The organism is Pseudomonas helmanticensis (assembly GCF_900182985.1).
In the GTDB taxonomy this organism is placed as follows: domain Bacteria; phylum Pseudomonadota; class Gammaproteobacteria; order Pseudomonadales; family Pseudomonadaceae; genus Aquipseudomonas; species Aquipseudomonas helmanticensis.
On sequence record NZ_FXUY01000001.1, the window covers coordinates 349,905 to 367,197 of the forward strand.

12 protein-coding genes are annotated in these 17,293 nt (G+C 61.7%); 7 read left to right on the forward strand and 5 right to left on the reverse strand.

Annotation, left to right across the window (positions count from 1 at the left end; genetic code table 11):
* The first annotated feature begins 7 nt into the window (after positions 1-7).
* Positions 8-631: an isochorismate family cysteine hydrolase YcaC gene (gene ycaC / locus QOL84_RS01775; protein WP_007913541.1), complete on the forward strand. Its 624-nt coding sequence runs from the start codon at positions 8-10 to the stop codon at positions 629-631.
* A gap of 221 nt (positions 632-852) precedes the next feature.
* Here the strand turns inward: ycaC and QOL84_RS01780 are convergent, their stop codons facing one another.
* The gene (locus QOL84_RS01780; RefSeq protein WP_129394594.1) at positions 853-2,280 is read right to left on the reverse strand and encodes a mechanosensitive ion channel family protein; all 1,428 of its coding nucleotides are present in this window, start codon (positions 2,278-2,280) and stop codon (positions 853-855) included.
* Positions 2,281-2,470: 190 nt separating this feature from the next.
* Entirely contained in the window at positions 2,471-3,487 is a 1,017-nt protein-coding gene (locus QOL84_RS01785) for an alpha/beta hydrolase (protein ID WP_283435937.1), read from the reverse strand.
* Positions 3,488-3,715: 228 nt separating this feature from the next.
* Between QOL84_RS01785 and QOL84_RS01790 the strand changes: the two genes are divergently transcribed.
* Positions 3,716-4,615 (forward strand): LysR family transcriptional regulator, encoded by a 900-nt coding sequence (locus QOL84_RS01790; RefSeq protein ID WP_283435938.1) that lies wholly within the window; start codon positions 3,716-3,718, stop codon positions 4,613-4,615.
* A 204-nt stretch (positions 4,616-4,819) separates the two neighbouring features.
* On the opposite strand, the gene QOL84_RS01795 is transcribed toward QOL84_RS01790, so the two are convergent.
* From QOL84_RS01795 to gspG, 3 genes are all read right to left on the reverse strand, one after another.
* On the reverse strand, positions 4,820-5,353 hold the full coding sequence (locus QOL84_RS01795; protein ID WP_283435939.1) for a hypothetical protein: 534 nt from the start codon (positions 5,351-5,353) through the stop codon (positions 4,820-4,822).
* A 74-nt stretch (positions 5,354-5,427) separates the two neighbouring features.
* Positions 5,428-6,615: a type II secretion system F family protein gene (locus QOL84_RS01800; protein WP_283435940.1), complete on the reverse strand. Its 1,188-nt coding sequence runs from the start codon at positions 6,613-6,615 to the stop codon at positions 5,428-5,430.
* A gap of 14 nt (positions 6,616-6,629) precedes the next feature.
* Positions 6,630-7,058: a type II secretion system major pseudopilin GspG gene (gene gspG / locus QOL84_RS01805; protein ID WP_129394590.1), complete on the reverse strand. Its 429-nt coding sequence runs from the start codon at positions 7,056-7,058 to the stop codon at positions 6,630-6,632.
* A 205-nt stretch (positions 7,059-7,263) separates the two neighbouring features.
* Between gspG and QOL84_RS01810 the strand changes: the two genes are divergently transcribed.
* The 5 genes from QOL84_RS01810 (at position 7,264) to QOL84_RS01830 (ending at position 17,285) form a co-directional block, all read left to right on the forward strand.
* Positions 7,264-7,872, forward strand: a complete 609-nt coding sequence (locus tag QOL84_RS01810) for a lytic transglycosylase domain-containing protein (RefSeq protein ID WP_129394589.1) — start codon at positions 7,264-7,266, stop codon at positions 7,870-7,872.
* A 201-nt stretch (positions 7,873-8,073) separates the two neighbouring features.
* Entirely contained in the window at positions 8,074-13,908 is a 5,835-nt protein-coding gene (gene mnxG, locus QOL84_RS01815; RefSeq protein ID WP_283435941.1) for a manganese-oxidizing multicopper oxidase MnxG, read from the forward strand.
* Between the two features lie 172 nt (positions 13,909-14,080).
* Entirely contained in the window at positions 14,081-16,003 is a 1,923-nt protein-coding gene (locus QOL84_RS01820; RefSeq protein ID WP_283435942.1) for a YncE family protein, read from the forward strand.
* A gap of 14 nt (positions 16,004-16,017) precedes the next feature.
* Positions 16,018-16,668 carry an SCO family protein gene (locus QOL84_RS01825; RefSeq protein ID WP_283435943.1) on the forward strand — a complete coding sequence of 217 codons (651 nt, stop codon included), beginning with the start codon at positions 16,018-16,020 and terminating at the stop codon, positions 16,666-16,668.
* A complete protein-coding gene (locus tag QOL84_RS01830) occupies positions 16,665-17,285 on the forward strand; it encodes an SCO family protein (protein ID WP_283435944.1) in 621 nt (206 codons plus the stop codon). Before QOL84_RS01825 ends, QOL84_RS01830 begins: the two co-directional genes overlap by 4 nt.
* Positions 17,286-17,293: the final 8 nt, after the last annotated feature.

A 17,293-nucleotide genomic window follows, 5' to 3' on the forward strand; every position in this document is an offset into this window, starting at 1 on the left:
TTTTCCCATGAGCGTTCCTTACACACGTCTGAACAAAGATGATGCGGTTGTGCTGCTGGTCGATCACCAGACCGGCCTGATTTCGCTGGTACAGGATTTCACCCCGAACGAATTCAAGAACAACGTGCTGGCGCTGGGCGACATCGCCAAGTTCTTCAAGCTGCCGACCATTCTGACCACCAGTTTCGACGCCGGCCCGAACGGCCCGATCGTGCCTGAATTGCGTGAGCAGTTCCCGGATGCGCCGTTCATTCAGCGTCCAGGCCAGATCAATGCCTGGGACAACGAAGACTTCGTCAAGGCGATCAAGGCCACCGGTCGCAAGCAACTGATCATCGCCGGTGTGGTGACGGACGTTTGCGTAGCGTTCCCGACCCTGTCGGCAATTGCTGAAGGCTATGAAGTGTTTGTCGTGACTGACTCTTCCGGCACTTTCAACACCACCGTGCAGCAAGCGGCGTGGGCGCGGATGTCGGCGGCGGGTGCACACCTGTTGAACTGGTTCTCGGTGGCGTGCGAGCTGCAGGGCGACTGGCGCAACGATATGGAAGGCTTGGCGCATTTGTTGTCGGAGCGTCTGCCTAACTACCGCAACCTGATTAACAGCTATACCAAGTTTACTGCCAAGTAATTTGTGTCAGCTGGAAGAACCCCTCATCGGAACGCCGCCCGCCTAACCCTCTCCCGGAGGGAGAGGGGACTGACCGAGGGGTTCTTTCGAAGTACGCCGACGTGCAGTACCGAGTCGAACTCCGATCTTGAAATACATGGAAATCGGCTCCCTTTCCCCTCGCCCCCCGTGGGGGAGAGGGCTGGGGTGAGGGGGAGGCTTTTGATCTTGATCTTGCCGCTTCAACGCTTTTGCAACCAACCCAGAAACCCACCTTTCCTCACCGCCACCGGTTTGGCCATCAACGCGAGGCGACTGTTCTGCTGACGCACCGCCTGCAACTTGTTCAACGCCCGGCCAATTTCAGTGCGCTGTTCCATGCACTGGCGAGTGAGGTTTTTGTCGAGACGATAAATGATGCTCGACGTCAGCGCCGTGAACGTGGCTTGCGATGGAGTATCGGCGAGAATGCTCTGCTCGCCCATGACTTCGCTCGGTCCCATCCGTCCGGCTTCGATCTTGCTGTCACCGTCCGGCACGGTGGCACTGACCACGCCCGTGGCAATCACGAACAAACTGTCCGGCACTTCGTCCAGATCCAGCACCACCTGGCCCGCTGCGTATTGCTGCGCGACCATCGATTCGGCCAGGCGATCACGTTCGTCGCTACTCAGCGAACGGAAGATTTTCACTTCATCGAGCAACGCACGGGCGCGGGTCGACGGTTCGATCACGCCGTCCGGATGCCGCGAAATACCTGCCGCTTCCAGATGCCGGTGGGCGAGGTCGAACAGCTGATTGCGCACTTCGCTTTTCTTGCCAAGCTCGGCAATGAAACCGCTGGCGACGTATTCGGACATGGTTTCACCGGCCTCTTTCAGCACGGCTTTTGGCGCCGGCGTCAGCAACAGCGAGCTGCTCCCTTGCAGCGTACGATCCAGAGCATCGAGCACCCGACGTGGGCGAATGTGATTGGGTACCTGAATGCTGATCGACACGCCGTGCATGTTGGTCGGACGGCTGAGGTTGACGATCTTCGCCTTCGCCGCCACCGAGTTCGGCACCACGGCCATGGTCCCGGCGCTGGTCAGCAGATGCGTGGCGCGCCAGTCGATGTCGAACACTTTGCCTTCGACGCCGTCGATCATCACCAGATCATCGACCTGATAAGGTTTGGTGGTGTTGAGCACGATCCCGGAAAACACGTCGGCCAGGGTGCTCTGCAGCGCCAGACCGACGACGATCGCGACCACGCCGGAGGTGGCGAGCAAGCCTTTCACCGGCAACTCCAGCACGTAACCGGCGGCGGCAACGATGGCCACCAGAAACACCAGCGCACCGATGACGTCCTGCAACAAACGACCGCTGTGACCGATACGGCGCATCAGCGCCAAGCCAATCACCTCGGTCAACACCCGCGCGGCGTACAGCCACCAGAGAATCCCCAGCGCAGTGGCACCCAGTTGCGCGACGCGATCATCGGCGAACAGCGGTGCTTGCAGCGGGCTGACGCCGGCGTTGATCACCAACGCGGTGAAGGCCAGAAACAGCGCCAGTCGCACAGCCACTCTTGGCGCACGATGGGTGAAAGGCGTGAAGTGCCAGAGCACGGCGTCGAGAAGCAGCAGGGCGGCACTGAGGGACAGCAGGTGGGTGAGGAGGAAGGACATGACAATCTCCGGAGCTGCAGCAGTGTTGAAGAAGTTTCTGGTGGGGAGGAGGTTTTTGTGGCGAGGGGATTTATCCCCGTTCGGCTGCGAAGCAGTCGTCGCTCTTTAGTCTGAAAAAGCGGGGGCCGCTTTGCAGCCCAACGGGGATAAATCCCCTCGCCACAATTTTGGTTGTGGCGAGGGCTTGGGCTCAGTTCAAATGCGTCTTCAGCTCAGCCGCCGCCTGACGCACCGCCGCCTTCACTTCAGGAATCTGACTCAACGGATTGAGCAGACCAAAATCATGAATCATCCCGTTGTAACGCACCGCAGTCACCGCCACCCCGGCCGCATCCAGGTGCCGCGCATAGCCTTCGCCTTCATCACGCAACACGTCGAATTCGGCGGTTTGCACCAGTGCGGCAGGCAGGCCTTTGAGCTGTTCGCTGCTGGCGTTGAGTGGCGAGGCATGGATCTGCGCACGCTCGGCCGGGTTGGTGGTGTAGTTGTCCCAGAACCACTGCATCATGCCTTTGGTGAGGAAATGGCCTTCGGCGAATTGCTGGTACGAGCCGTCGTCGAACTGCGCATTGGTCACCGGCCACATCAACAGCTGGAAACGCAGTGTCGGGGTTTTCTGCTCCTTGGCCATCAACGCCACGACCGCCGCCATGTTGCCGCCGACGCTGTTGCCGGCCACCGCCAGACGCTTGCCGTCGACACCGATGTCCTTGCCGTGCTCGGCCACCCATTTCGTCGCGGCGTAGGCCTGGTTGATCGCGGTCGGGTACTGCGCTTCCGGCGATGGCGTGTAGTCGACGTAGACCGCGACGGCGCCAGAACCCACCACCAAGTCACGGATCAAGCGTTGGTGAGTCGGATAATCACCGAGCACCCAGCCGCCACCGTGGAAGAACATGAACACCGGCAAGTCGCCTTTGACCTTGGCCGGACGCACCACTTTCAGGTTGATCGTCTGGCCGTCGACCTTGATTGCCTTGTCGCTGACTTCAACACCGGACAGGTCGACCTTTACCGAAGCCTGCGCACCGGTCAGCACCGCACGGGCGTCTTTCGGGCTCAGTTGCTCAAGGGGTTTGCCACCGCCGGCGGCGAGGGCATTGAGGAAGGCCTGGGTGTTGTGTTCGACGCCGGAGGTCTCGGCGGCGAAAGCGTTACCGATAGAGAGTGCGAGCAGGGAAGCGGTCAGGGTCTTTTTAATGTTCATGTTCAATTCCATTTTCGAATGTGTGAGGTAGGAGCTGCCGCAGGCTGCGATCTTTTGATCCTGTTTTTGCCTTTACCCGATGTCAGCGCAGATCAAGATCAAGAGATCGCAGCCTGCGGCAGCTCCTACCGGTAAGGGGTTGTTTTCAAACAGTGAACACAGATTAATAGGCTGCTGAAAAGTGAAAAAGCGGCTATAAAGCGTTTAACTGTCTACCAGAGAGTGACAATGAACCCGTTCGAAGACATGCGTATTTTTTGCCAGGTCATGGACTCCGGCAGCTTCACGTCGGCGGCTGATCAGTTGGGGCTGTCCAAGCAGTTCGTCAGCCGTCGGTTGATGCAGCTGGAGGAGCGCCTCGGTGTGCGGTTGTTGAATCGCTCGACCCGGCGCCTCGACGTCACCCCGCTAGGCCAGAGCTATTACGAGTCGGCCTTGCGCCTGCTGGGCGAAGTCGAACAGGTCGAGCAGGGTATCGCCGGGCAGACCGCCGAGCCACGCGGAACGATTCGTCTGAGTGCGCCGTTGTCGTTTGCCGTCGCGCATCTGGGCTGTCTGCTGCCGGTGTTTTTGCAGCGCTATCGCGACGTCACGGTGGAAGTGGATCTGAGTGATCGGCCGGTGGACTTGCTCGGTGAGGGCTACGACCTGGCACTGCGGATCGGTGTGCTGGAAGATTCGACGCTGATTGCCCGGCGCATTGCTTCCATCGAACGGGTGTATTGCGCCAGCCCGGCCTATCTGGCCGAACGCGGCATGCCGCTCAAGCCTGAAGATCTCCACAGCCATGACTGCCTGCCTTACGGGCATGGACGTTCGGTGCAATGGCGATTCAATGCGGGGCAGGGCAAACCGGTGTTGGTGAATGTCACCGGGCGCATGCGCGTGAACAACGGCGAGTTGCTCCGGGACGCGGCGGTGCAGGGGATGGGGATTACTTATCTGCCAACGTTCATAGTCGGCGCGGCGCTGAAGGATGGCCGGCTGGTGCCGGTGCTGGATGATTTGCGCCCGGAGCCGCTGACGTTGTCGGCGGTGTATCCGCAGCATCGGCAGGCCTCAAGGCCGGTGCAGGCGCTGGTCGAATTTCTGCGCGAACGCCTGAACCAGAGCAATGTCGCCCTCTGATTTATACGCAGATCAAATTGTAGGAGTGAGCCTGCTCGCGATAGCGTTTCGTCTGTCACAGCTTCAGTGTCTGAATGACCGCTATCGCGAGCAGGCTCACTCCTACATTGGGATTATGGTTGTCTGCGGAATATGTAAACACCGCAACCCTTTTGGGAGCTGGCAAGCCAGCTCCCAAAAGGGTTGCGGTGTTTTCAGGATTGATCAGTTGGCGCGCTTGTCATCGCCCGGCTCACCGCCGACATGTACACCGCGATCGTCGCCCGGTTCACCTGCTGCGTGCAGGCCCCGGTTATTGCCGACTTCACCGGCGCGGTGGACGCCGTGATCATCGCCGACTTCACCGGCACGATGGACGCCATGGTCATCACCCGGTTCGGCATGGGCGCCGTTGCGGCCGGAGGAGGCGCTGTTGCCGGAGTGCCCCGAGCCATGGTCGCTGCCGCTGTGGCCACTGTTGCCGCCGCCACCGCTGCCGCTATTGCCTCCGCCACCGCTTCCACCACTGCCGCCGCCGTTGCCGCCGCCACCCCCGTTTCCGCCGCTCCCTCCGCCGTTGCCGCCGTGGCTTCCACCACCGCCATTACCGCCACCGCCACCGCTACCACCTCCGCCGCCACTCCCCCCATCCTTGGCGTGAGCACTGGACACTCCGGACAGGCTGTCCGGAATCAATACCGTGGACGCGGACAGAACTGCGCCGATGGCCATTGCGAGCACGAGCTTTTTAATGTGCATATCGTTCTCCGTCTTTGTGGTCTTGTTGGGAACGTCGATGAGCGTTGTGACACAGATCCAACCCGTTCCCGGGGTCAGTGAATACTTGAAGCCAGTTCGAAAATCGGGATGTACATCAGGATCACGATGACCCCGATCAGCAGGCCGATGAAGGTCATCAGCAGCGGCTCGAACAACTTCACGAACCACTCCAGCCAGCGACTGATTTCCTCGTCGTAGAAGTCGGCGCTGCGTTCCATCATCTGCCCGAGGTTGCCGGACTGCTCACCCGCCCGCAGCAGTCGCAGGGACACCGGCGTCACCAGTTCATTGAGTTCCAGCGCGGTGGACAACGATTGTCCCTCGCGCACCCGCTCGCAGGCCTGATCCAGTCGCGTCCGCGAAGCCACGGTGAGCAAGCCACGGACCATGGCCATGGCGGTCACCAGCGGAATCCCGCCTTGCAGCAGAATCCCCAGCGAACGATAAAACCGCGCCAGCTCGTACATGAAAATCCGTTGATGCACCGCCGGCAATTTCTCCACCAGCCGGTCCAGCCCACGGCGAAACGCCGGTTGTTTTTGCAGCACGGCGAGGGCGGTCACCAACGCGACCAGCGCGCCGAAAAACTCTGCCTGATGCGCGTGCAGAAACATGCCGCTGCTCATCAAAACCTGCGACAGCCACGGCAGGTTATTGCCCAGACCTTCAAACACCAGACTGAAACGCGGCACCACGTAACCCATCAAGAACAGCACCACGCCACCGCCGACTATCAGCAACAGCATCGGGTAAATCGAGGCGCTGATGATCTTCTGCCGCACCTCGTCCATGCGCTGGCGATAGCTGACGTAGCGGCCCAGCGCATCGCCGACCGCGCCGGTCTTCTCGCTGGACTGTACCAGCGCCACGTACAACGGCGGGAACACCGCCGACAACTGGCCCAGCGCCTGCGAAAACGATTTGCCCTCGTACAGCAGGCGCACCAGCTCACTCAAGGTTTTCCGGGCAGCGGGGGCGGATTCTTTTTCGGCGAGGCTTTCCAGTGCATCGATCAACGGTAGGCCGGCGTTGAGCAGCGTGGTCAGTTCCTGGCTGAACAACACCAGATTGAACGTCTCGCGCTGACGCCAGCGCAGTGAGCGCCAATGTTTCTCCGCATGCAGGCTGACTACGCGCAACCCCTGATCCTCGGCAATCCGCCGCGCTTCGCTGTCGCCCGGCGCTTCCACGCTCAAGGACACCACGCCAGCCTTGCCGACCGCCTTCAAATGAAATCGCATGGGCTGCGCTCCGCTTACTGCCAGTTGGTCACTTCGGCGTTTTCGCCTTCGCCACCGGGCTGGCCGTCCTTGCCCATCGACAGCAAGTCGTACTCGCTGTTTTCGCCGGGATAACGGTAAGCGTAATTACGCCCCCACGGATCCTGCGGCAGCTTTTTCTGCAAGTACGGGCCGGTCCATTTCGCCTCGTCACTCGGTGCGGTGACCAAGGCCTGCAAGCCCTGTTCGGTGGACGGGTAGTGGCCGACTTCCAGTCGATACAAATCCAGCGCCTTGCTCAGCCCTTCGATCTGCGCCTTGGCCACTTTGACTTCCGAGCGACCGAGTTGAGCGAAGTATTTCGGCGCGACGATCCCGGCCAACAGGCCGAGCACCACCAGCACCACAAGCAATTCGAGCAGGGTAAAACCGCGTTGGCCACGCGGACGAAATTGCAGCTTCATGATGACCTCCCGTGAGTGGCAGCCGTGTCGCCAACAGGGCTTATGCAATTGCCATGCTCAGCCCCGTCGAAAAGCTGATGATTGGCTGCAAGCCTTGTAATACGTGCATCTCACGAGTCGGCACAGTGCTTGCGTATGGCTCAAGCGTGATCGGCCATTGGGGCATTTCCCCCAATTTATCGGGGTCGATCCGGGGAGGCCCGACATGAAATTTCTCGCCAGCGGATTGCTCGGTTGTGTGCTGCTCAGCGGCGCCGCGCAGGCCGATGTATTCATCTCCGTGGACGCCAAGGGCAGCTACGTGCTGTCCAACGTTCACCGGCCCGGCCGCACTTACGAACGGGTGATCCATGAGGCTGAAGCCGCTGTGGTCAGCCTCGATCAGCAGCCGCAGATGATCGCCAACCAGCCCTACGCGGAATTGGTTTCGGCGGCGGCCAAAGTCAACCAATTGCCTGAAGCGCTGCTGCATGCGGTGATCAACGCCGAGTCGCATTACAACCCCGGCGCGACCTCAGCCAAAGGCGCGGGCGGGCTCATGCAATTGATGCCCGACACCGCGCGTGAACTCGGTGTGACCGACGTCTACGACCCCAAGGCCAACATCCAGGGCGGCGCTCGATACCTCAAGCGTCTGATGACCTTGTTCGACAACGACATTGCCCTCGCCGTGGCGGCTTACAACGCCGGGCCCGACGCGGTGCTCAGCCGTGGCCGGGTGATTCCGCCGTTCGCCGAAACCCAGCGTTATGTGCCCAACGTGTTGCGCCAATACCGCCGCCTGCAAGGGCTGGCGGCAGATTCACCGTTGTAGCCCTACACAGGTTTTCCCCACTTTCGGGGTAAACCGGACAGACCCGGAAAGTGGGGAAAACCGGTGGGGAATATCCCCCGGGTTCTCAAGTGGTCGCGGTAACTGATTGAACGCTAATGCAATTTTTTTGTGGCACGCGGATTGCTCCGAGGCATTTGTCGAGAAGTGTTCCCAAGAGCACCCACTACGAGGTTACTGATCATGGTTGGCATTCATCACGCTCCGTCTCTGTTGAACTGGCTGGTGATTCTGGCCTCGATGCTCAGCGTCGAGCTGGCCAGCGCGGCCGTGCGTTGCGAGCGCAACCTGGTAGCCAACGTCGTCGCCTTCGATCAACCGCTGATGTTCAACCGCCTCGGCGCGCAGAACATCAACGGCATGATGTTCGCCCTGCGCCGCGACGTCGTTGATGACCGCAATATGTCGCTGGCCTACGGCGGTTCAGCAGTGCCGGGCAAGGTTTCGCTGCGGCCGGACAAGCGGCCACGGCCATTGGTACTGCGGGTCGCCGCCGGGGATTGCCTGACGATCAATCTGCAGAACCTGCTCGACTATCAGGCCAACCCGAACAAGCACTTCGAGAATGAAGGTGAAGAAGAGGAAGGCGTCGAAAACGCTAACGCTGGCGAAGACTTCAAAGTCGATGAGCAAGTCGCTGACCGCCACGTTGGTTTTCAGGTCAACGGCCTGCAAGCAGTGAACAGCATCGATGACATTTCCTCGTTCACCGGACGTAACGCCAACACCTTGGTACCGCCGGGCGCGAGCCGTTCTTACACCCTGTATGCCGAGCGCGAAGGCGCGTTTGCCGTCAGCAGCCGTGGCGCAACGTTCGGTGGCGAGGGCGCGGCCGGCAACGTCGCCAATGGTTTGTTCGGCCAGGTCGTCGTCCTGCCCAAGGGTGGTCGCAGCTATCGCAACACCCTCACTGAAGAAGAAATGCGCCTGGCCACCACCGGCCGCGCACCCACCGGCCAACCGATCGTTGATTACCAGGCGCGCTACCCGCAACGCGAACCGTGGTTGCGTGAGGGCAAGGCCGGTACGCCGATAATCGGCATGGTCGACGGCAACGAAATCATCTCCAGCGAAAGCGATGCGATTGTCATGGGCAGCAACGCCGATGGCAGCTTCCCGCCCAGCACCTATCCGCTGGAATCGATCGGCAAACGCAACCCGGCGATCCCTAATCGACTGGAAGCGTTCCGCGATTTCGCCTCGCAATTTCAGGACGAAACCGCCGCCACTCAAGCATTCCCGGCCTATTGGGCCGACCCGGTGATGGCCCACGTGCTGGAGCCGACTCGCGACTCGTTCATGATCAACTACGGCTCGGGCGGCATGGGCGCCGAAGTGGTGGCCAACCGTCTGGGCGTCGGGCCGATGCACGATTGTCTGTCCTGCGCCTACGAAGAATTCTTCCTCAGTTCGCACACCGTTGGCGATGTGGCGATGCTGGTCGATGTGCCGGCCAACGCGGGGCTTGAGAACATCGCCCCCGGCCAGATACCGCGCGCCGATCAGATCGGGGTGAAAGCGACCATGGCGCTGTATCCGTCGGAGCCGTCGAACGTCAATCACAGCTACATCGGTGACTTCGTCAAATTCCGCAACACCCACAATGGCCATGAGCAGCACATCTTCCACTTGCACGGCCATCAGTGGCTGTTCAACCCCAACGATGACAACTCCGATTACGTCGACGCCCAGGGCATTGGTCCGGGTGCCGGTTACACCTATGAAATCGCCAATGGCGGTTCGGGTAACCGCAACCGTGTGGCCGGCGATGCGATCTATCACTGCCATTTCTATCCGCACTTTGCCCAAGGCATGTGGGCCATGTGGCGGGTGCACGATGTGTTTGAAGAGGGCACCCGGCTCGACGTTTCCCAGCAGGGCGCCGACGGTTACCACAGCGAACCGTTTGCCCTGCGCAGCGGTAAACCTGCCGCCGGGGCACGCGCCTTGCCGGACGGCGAGATCGTCGCCGGCACACCGATTCCGGCGATTGTGCCGCTGCCGGGCAAAGCCATGACGCCGATGCCGGGCAAAGTCGTGGTCGTGCCGAAAATCGGTGAAACCCTGATCGCCGGTAATGACGACGATGAGGAAGAAGAGGGCGATGACGACGGTGATCACCATGGCGGCAATGCCGGCGGTCAAGCCATCGGTTCGCTGGCGCTGGTCGATCGCAGCGAAGCCAACCGCAATGCCGACGGCAGCCTGAAAAACCCTGGCTATCCATTCTGGATCGGCGGCATGGAAAGCTCGGTCGGCCAACGTCCGCCAACGCCGCCGCTGGACATGCTCGACGCCGCCACCGCGCAGTCGCTCAAGGCCAGCGGCAAAGCGCTGTGGGCCAACCTTGATCCGGCGCAATCCGGTGGTTGGAATGGCGGCTTGCAGCGGCACGCACTGGATGGCGTCGCGGCCGGTGGCGAAGCGCACACCGTGACCACTTCGCTGGACTTCTCCAAGGAAGTCACTCGCGCCAAACCGATTTACCTGCCGGAAGAGGGCACCGAAGTAGAACAAGCGGCGATGGCTTTCCACGCGAAAAAAGATCACCCAAGCTATGCCTTGCTGCCCGGCAATCAAGTGGTGGCCAAGGCGTTCCGCACCAACGGTGCCTTGCCGATGGCCGGTGCGCCGTACTACGAACCGTGCATGGACGACCGGCAAAAACGCTTGACCAGCAGCGCTGGCAGTGGCGAATTCAATAGTGGTGAACGCATCGACGGTCTGTCCTTTGTTGGCGCCTCGAGCTTCACCGCCGACCGCCCACGGATCTACAAAGCCGCCAACATCCAGTTCGATGCGGTGTACAACAAGGTCGGTTATCACTTCCCGCAGGCGCGCATTCTGGCACTGTGGGAAGACGCCTGGCCGGTGATCAGCAAGCAGCGTCCACCAGAGCCGCTGGTGATGCGCATGAACACTTTCGATTGCGTGCAATACCAGCAAACCAACCTGGTGCCGGCCACCTATGAGATGGACGACTATCAGGTGCGCACGCCGACCGATGTGATCGGTCAGCACATCCACTTGCCGAAGTGGGACCTGACCTCGGCGGACGGCTCCTCCAACGGCTGGAACTACGAGGACGGCGTGCTTTCACCCGGCGCCGTGCAGGAACGCATTCACGCGATCCGCGAGTTCAACCAATGCGCCGGCACCGATCCGCGTGACGGCACCCAGACCTGCCCGAAAGCCAAGAACCATCCGTTCTTCGGCCAGTACGGCCGCGCCGACTGGGTCGGTGCGCGCACGGCGATGCAGCGCTGGTTCGTCGATCCGGTGGTCAACGCCAAAGGCGTCGATCGTGGCCTCGGCACCATCTTCACCCACGACCACTTAGGCCCATCGACGCACCAGCAGATCGGTCTGTATGCCACCGTGTTGGCCGAGCCGGCCGGTTCCACCTGGTTCCACGCCGAAACCGGCGAGCCGTTGTACAGCGGCGCGCGGCAGGATGGCGGCCCGACCTCGTGGCAAGCGGTGATCAATACCGGCGACCTCGATGGCGACGGCAAGAACGACAGCTTCCGCGAGTTCTTCCTCGAATACAGTGACTTCCAGCACGCCTATGAAGCCGGCGTCTATGTCGGCGCAGGTCCCAACGGTGTGCCAAATACACAAGCGTTCCCGGCCACCGCCGACAGCTTCCGCTATGCGATCAATCCGCCAGTGCGCAACAACGCCAGCAATCTGCTTGAAGGCGTGCTGGAAGTGCAGGGCGGTCAGGTGCCGGGCTGCCCGAGCCGGCCTTGTCCGCAGGCGATTTCGGTGGATGATCCGGGCATGTTCGTCGTCAACTATCGCAACGAGCCGCTGGCCCTGCGCGTGTACGACCCGAACAAGGTCGGCCCGGACGGCAAGCGCGGGATGCAGGCCGACGGCCTCGGCGGCGATCTCTCGTTCGCCATGCAAAGCCGCACCGACCGGGCGATCCCGGCGATGAACCTGGCGCCGAATCTGCTCACCGCGGCCACCGGCCCAACCGGCGGCACCACGCTGTTCCCGCCGCACATCAACAAGGGCGGCGCTGAACCTGGCGATCCGTTCACGCCGATGCTGCGTACCTACACCGGCGACAACGTGCGGTTGCGGGTGCACGCCGGCGGCCATGAAGAGGAGCACAACGTCACCCTGCACGGTGTGAAATGGCTGCAGAGCGGTTCCGGTTTCGGCAACAGCTCCAACTCTGGCTGGCGTGCTTCGCAGATGATCGGCATTTCCGAGCAGATGGGCTTTATTGCGCCGGTGTCGATGCTCTCCAGTTCGGCGGCGACCACGGGTGATTATCTGTACTCGATGGACGCTTCGATTGAAGGTTACTGGAGCGGTATCTGGGGCGTGATGCGCAACTACACCGCCAAACGCAATGACCTGTTCGCCATCCCCAACAACCCGAATCCGGCGGGCATGCGCAACACTGTGGCGTTCGAGGGCAGTTGCCCACGGATCAGCGCCAACCCCAATGGCATCGGCACCCGGCCGACGGTGCAGCGCAACTATGAAGTGGTTGCGGCGCTGGCCAACGACATTCTCGGCAATGCGCTGGGCCTGACCATCGGCGACCCCGAAGGGCTCGGTCAGCATGTCGGCGGGCCGTTGAATCCGGCGGGCGGCACCCTGGTGCTGAACTCGCGCACGGTGAGCATTCCACAAGTCACCGTGACCGATCCGGAGGATGGCGAAACCATCACCATCGGTGGGCAGAGCGGGCCGCTGCATGATCCGACCGCGATCCTCTATGTGCGTAAATCCGATCTGGATCCGCTCAGCGGCAAGCTCAAACCCGGCATCCCGGTCGAACCGTTGGTGCTGCGCGCCGCAGCGGGGGATTGCCTCAACATCACCCTGGAAAACCGTCTGCCGAGCGTGATGCCGGACCTGACCCAGACCGCTGTGATGCAAGGCATGGTCAAGCGTGATCGCAACAGCGGGCTGGGCTCGACCACCTTCAGCAACAACCTGATGCGGCCGTCCAGCCACGTCGGCCTGCACGCACAACTGCTGGCGTATGACATCACCAAATCCGACGGCGCCAACGTCGGCGCCAACCCGATCCAGACCGTGCCACCGCGCGTCGGCAACAGCGGCGCGTACCCGACCCGTACCTATCAATACTACGCCGGGCACCTGGAACGCGAAGGCAAACCGGTGACTCAACTGGGCCGCAGCGTCGACAACATCAACGCCACGGCGGTCGAGTTCGGCGGTTTGAACATCACTCCGGCGGACGTGATCAAGCAGCCGCAAAAAGGTCTTGGCGGGGCGATGAGCATTCTGCCGATCGGCGCGACCTGGGTCGACGATGCGCGCAAGGTCAACGCCACGGTCACCGCGCCGGGGCAGACCAGCTATCGCGACTTCGCGATGGTCTGGCACAAGGCGCTGAACACCCGTTGGGCCAATGGCCGGCCGGTGGAAGGAATTGCCGCTGAAGGCTTCGGCGTGCCGACCGATCCGCAGGACAACTCGAGCATGGCGATCAACTACAAGACCGAGCCGCTGTGGTACCGCTTCGGCCTTGCCCCGGATGCACCGTTCGGGCATGCCGATGGCGCGGGTTATGGCGACATGACCAATGCGCACATGGCTTACAGCAATGCGCTGGTGGGTGGCGACCCGCAGACGCCGGTGCTTTACGCCAAACCGGGGCAGCCGTTGCGTACGCACATTCTGATGCCGAGCGGTGGCAGTCGCGGCACCACGTTCCAGCTCGACGGGCATGTCTGGTCGGTGAACCCGTTCCAGGCCGAGAAGAGCGATGTCGGTGGTTATCCGATGGGCTCGCCGGGCGTCGGCTCGGTGCGCTTCGGCTACAACCCGATGTCGATGTACATCGGCGCCCACGAAAGCGTCCTGCCGGCCGCGCACTTCAGCTTCATGATCCCAAGCGCCGGCGGCAGCAATGCGATCCCGGGGGATTACCTGTTCCGCGACTACGCCGCCTACGGCAACACCTCCGGGTTATGGGGTTTGCTGCGCGTGACCAACGAACCGGAACCGGCACCGCAGGGGCAATAGGCCCAACGGTAATGCCCCGGCGGATGGAGGTGGCGGGATGAATGCAAATCCCGTGTAGGAGTGAGCCTGCTCGCGATTGGGACAACTCGGTTTCGGACGGTGCGGCGGATGACGCCATCGCGAGCAGGCTCACTCCTACAGGGAATGGGTTTGCAAATCAGGGGAGGGTGGTATGAACAGGATCATCAACATCATTGGTATTTGCTCACTGGCCATGGCCGGGGCGGTGCTGACGCTGAGTGAGATTGCGCTGGCACAGACCGGCAGCGGGCAGACGCTAAGCCGTGATGGCGTTTCGGTGGATTTCAAGCTTCAGCCACTGGCCGCCGACGGCAAACTGCGCGAAGGCGAATTCGCCGATGTGCAGTTTCGCATCAGCGACAGCGCTTCCGGCCAGCCTCTATCTGGTGTGGCGCCGGGCGCCTGGGTCGATCCGCAAACCCTCGCCGCCGATCAGGCGCAAGGCCGCGACAAAAACTGCAAATCCCGCGTCGGCGTGTTCCTCAAATCCAACATCGGCGCGCGGCCATTGCTCGACCTCAACAGCTATTTCCTGCTGGTAATGAACCGCGACGCCAGTATTGCAGTGGTCGATCCATCCGTGTCGGTTGGCGGCATCACCAGCACCCTCGCGCGCATCGAACTCAAGCAACCACCGATGGATTGGGTCACTCCCAAAGACAATAAACGCGTCTTCGTTTCCATGCCGACAGCGGGCGAAGTCGCCGTCATTGACAGCGAACAATTCAAAGTCCTCGATTCGATCAGCGCCGGCAGCCAACCGTTTCGCGTCGCCCTGCAACCCGACGAACGCCTGCTCTGGGTCGGCAACAATGCGAGCAAAGCTGAAGACTCCGGCGTCACGGTGATCGACAGCCAAAGCCTCAAACCCCTCAAACATCTGCAGACCGGACGCGGTCACCACGAAATCACCTTCAGCAAGGACAGCCGCTTCGCCTTCGTCAGCAATCGCGACGACGGTACCGTCAGCGTGGTCGACATCGCCAGCCTGAATATCATTCAGCAGATCAAAACCGGCGCGCATCCGCTGTCAGTCGCCTATTCGCCGCTGTCCGGCGCGGTCTACGTGGCCGATGGCAAGGACGGCACCGTCACCGTGATCGACGCCAGCACCCACGCCATCCGCCGGGTGATCAAGCTGCAACAAGGCCTCGGCCCGATGGGCTTCAGCGCCGACGGCCGTTTCGGCATGGTACTCAACACCGTGGAAAACCGCGCGAGCGTCATCGATGCCGCGACCAACAGCGCGATCCATGATCTGGACGTCAGCGCCGAACCCTACCAGGTGGTGTTCACCCAGGCCTACGCCTACATCCGCGGACTCGCTTCGCCGAAAGTCACCATGATCAACCTGTCCTCGCTGGGCGAAGGCCGCCAGCCGATCAGCCAAAGTTTCGAAGCCGGCCCGCAAGCACCGCGCCTGGCCGGGGATCTGCCGCTGGCCTCAAGCCTCGCGGTTTCACGCGACGACAACGCGGTCTTCGTGGTCAACCCGGTCGACAACACCACCTACTTCTACGCCGAAGGCATGAACGCGCCGATGTCCGGTTACCCCAACCGTGGCCAGATCGCCCGCGCCGCCATGGTCATCGACCGCAGCCTGCGCGAAGTCTCGCCGGGCCTCTACAGCGCCAGAGTGAAACTACCGGCGGCGGGGCGTTTCGACGTGGCGTTCCTGCTCAATCAACCGAACATCATTCACTGCTTCACCGCGCAGATCGATAGCGACGGCAAACCGCAAAAACACCTCGGCCAGCCGAAAGTCGAGTTCCTCCTCGACAAGACTGCCGTGGCGCTCAACGACCCCTACGTCGTGCGTTTTCGCATCGTCCAGGGCAAAGACAAAACCCAGCGTAGCGGCGTCAAAGACGTCCAACTGCGCTACTACCTCGCGCCCACCTCGCATCCGCGTGAAGTGGCGGCGCTGGAAGTCGCCGACGGGGTTTACGAAGCACCCATCACCCTCGACCGCAGCGGCGCCTGGTACCTGCACGTGCGCGCGGCATCGCTGGGCGCCGCTTTCGATGACAAGACCTTTGCCAGTGTCCGGGTAACCCCCGAGCCGATCCGTTGAAGAGGAATGTCGACATGAACCGATTTGCATCCAGTGGCCTGCTGACCCTATGCCTGTTGAGCCTCGGCCTCCAACAAACCCAGGCCCATTCGGCAGACGAACACGCCGGGCACAAGGCGCCGGCGAGCAACACCCAAGAACACACCCAGGTGAAGTTCGCCAACGTGCCGCTGCTCGACCAGACCGGCAAAACCGTGCGCCTCGAACAAGACTTGGTGCAGGGCAAAATCGTCGTCATGAGTTTTATCTACACCAGTTGCACCACGGTGTGCCCGGTGGTCTCGTCGATCATGGGCAAAGTGCAGAAACAACTCGGCGCACGAGTCGGCAGCGAAGTGCAACTGGTGTCGATCAGCATCGACCCGCAACGCGACGACCCGAAACGCCTGCAGGATTACGCGCGCACTTTCCAGCGCGGGCCGGGTTGGAGCTGGCTGACCGGTTCGCCGCAATCGATCAACGAAACCCTCAAAGGCCTCGGCAGTTTCAGCGGTGACTTCAAGAATCATCAGCCGTTGATCCTCGTCGGCGACGGCAACAACCGCCACTGGATGCGCTACTACGGCTTCACCGATCCGGCGCTGCTGGCCAAGGAAGTCGAGAAACTCAGCGGCCTGCGCACCCACGCCAAACACACCGCCATCGCCATGGAGCAACAGCCATGAGACTGCTCGACTGGATCTCCCTGAGCGTGTGTTTCTGGATCTTCAGCACCGTCGCGTTCGCCCACGAAGGCCATGCCCCTGAGGCACCTGCGACGGTTGCCGCCGCGCCGGCCCAAGGTACCCACGACGCAAAAACCTGGTTCACCGACACGCCGTTGCAGGATCAGAACGGCGAGACGCTGCGCTTCTACAGCGATGCGCTGCAAAACCGCATCGTCCTGCTCAACGTGATTTTCACCCGTTGCAACGATGCCTGCCCACTGATCACGCAAAAGCTCAAAGAGGTGCGCGAGCTGTTGGGCGACAAGGCGCAGGACATCACCTTCATTTCCCTTACCAGTGACCCGCTGCGCGATACGCCGGCGGTGCTCAAGGCTTACACCTTGAAGCAGGGTTCCGATGACCCTCATTGGCTTTTTCTTACCGGCGACAAGGCGCAGATGGACCTGGTACTGAGTCGCATCGGCCAGATCGTGCCGACCCCCGAGCAACACTCGACGCAGTTGATCGTCGGCGACGTCGCCAACAAACGCTGGAGCAAAATCCGCCCCGATGCCCCGGCCGCCGCCATTGCCCAGCGCTTGCAGTTGCTGACAATGCCCGTGGCTGGCCGCTGAGCCCGTGC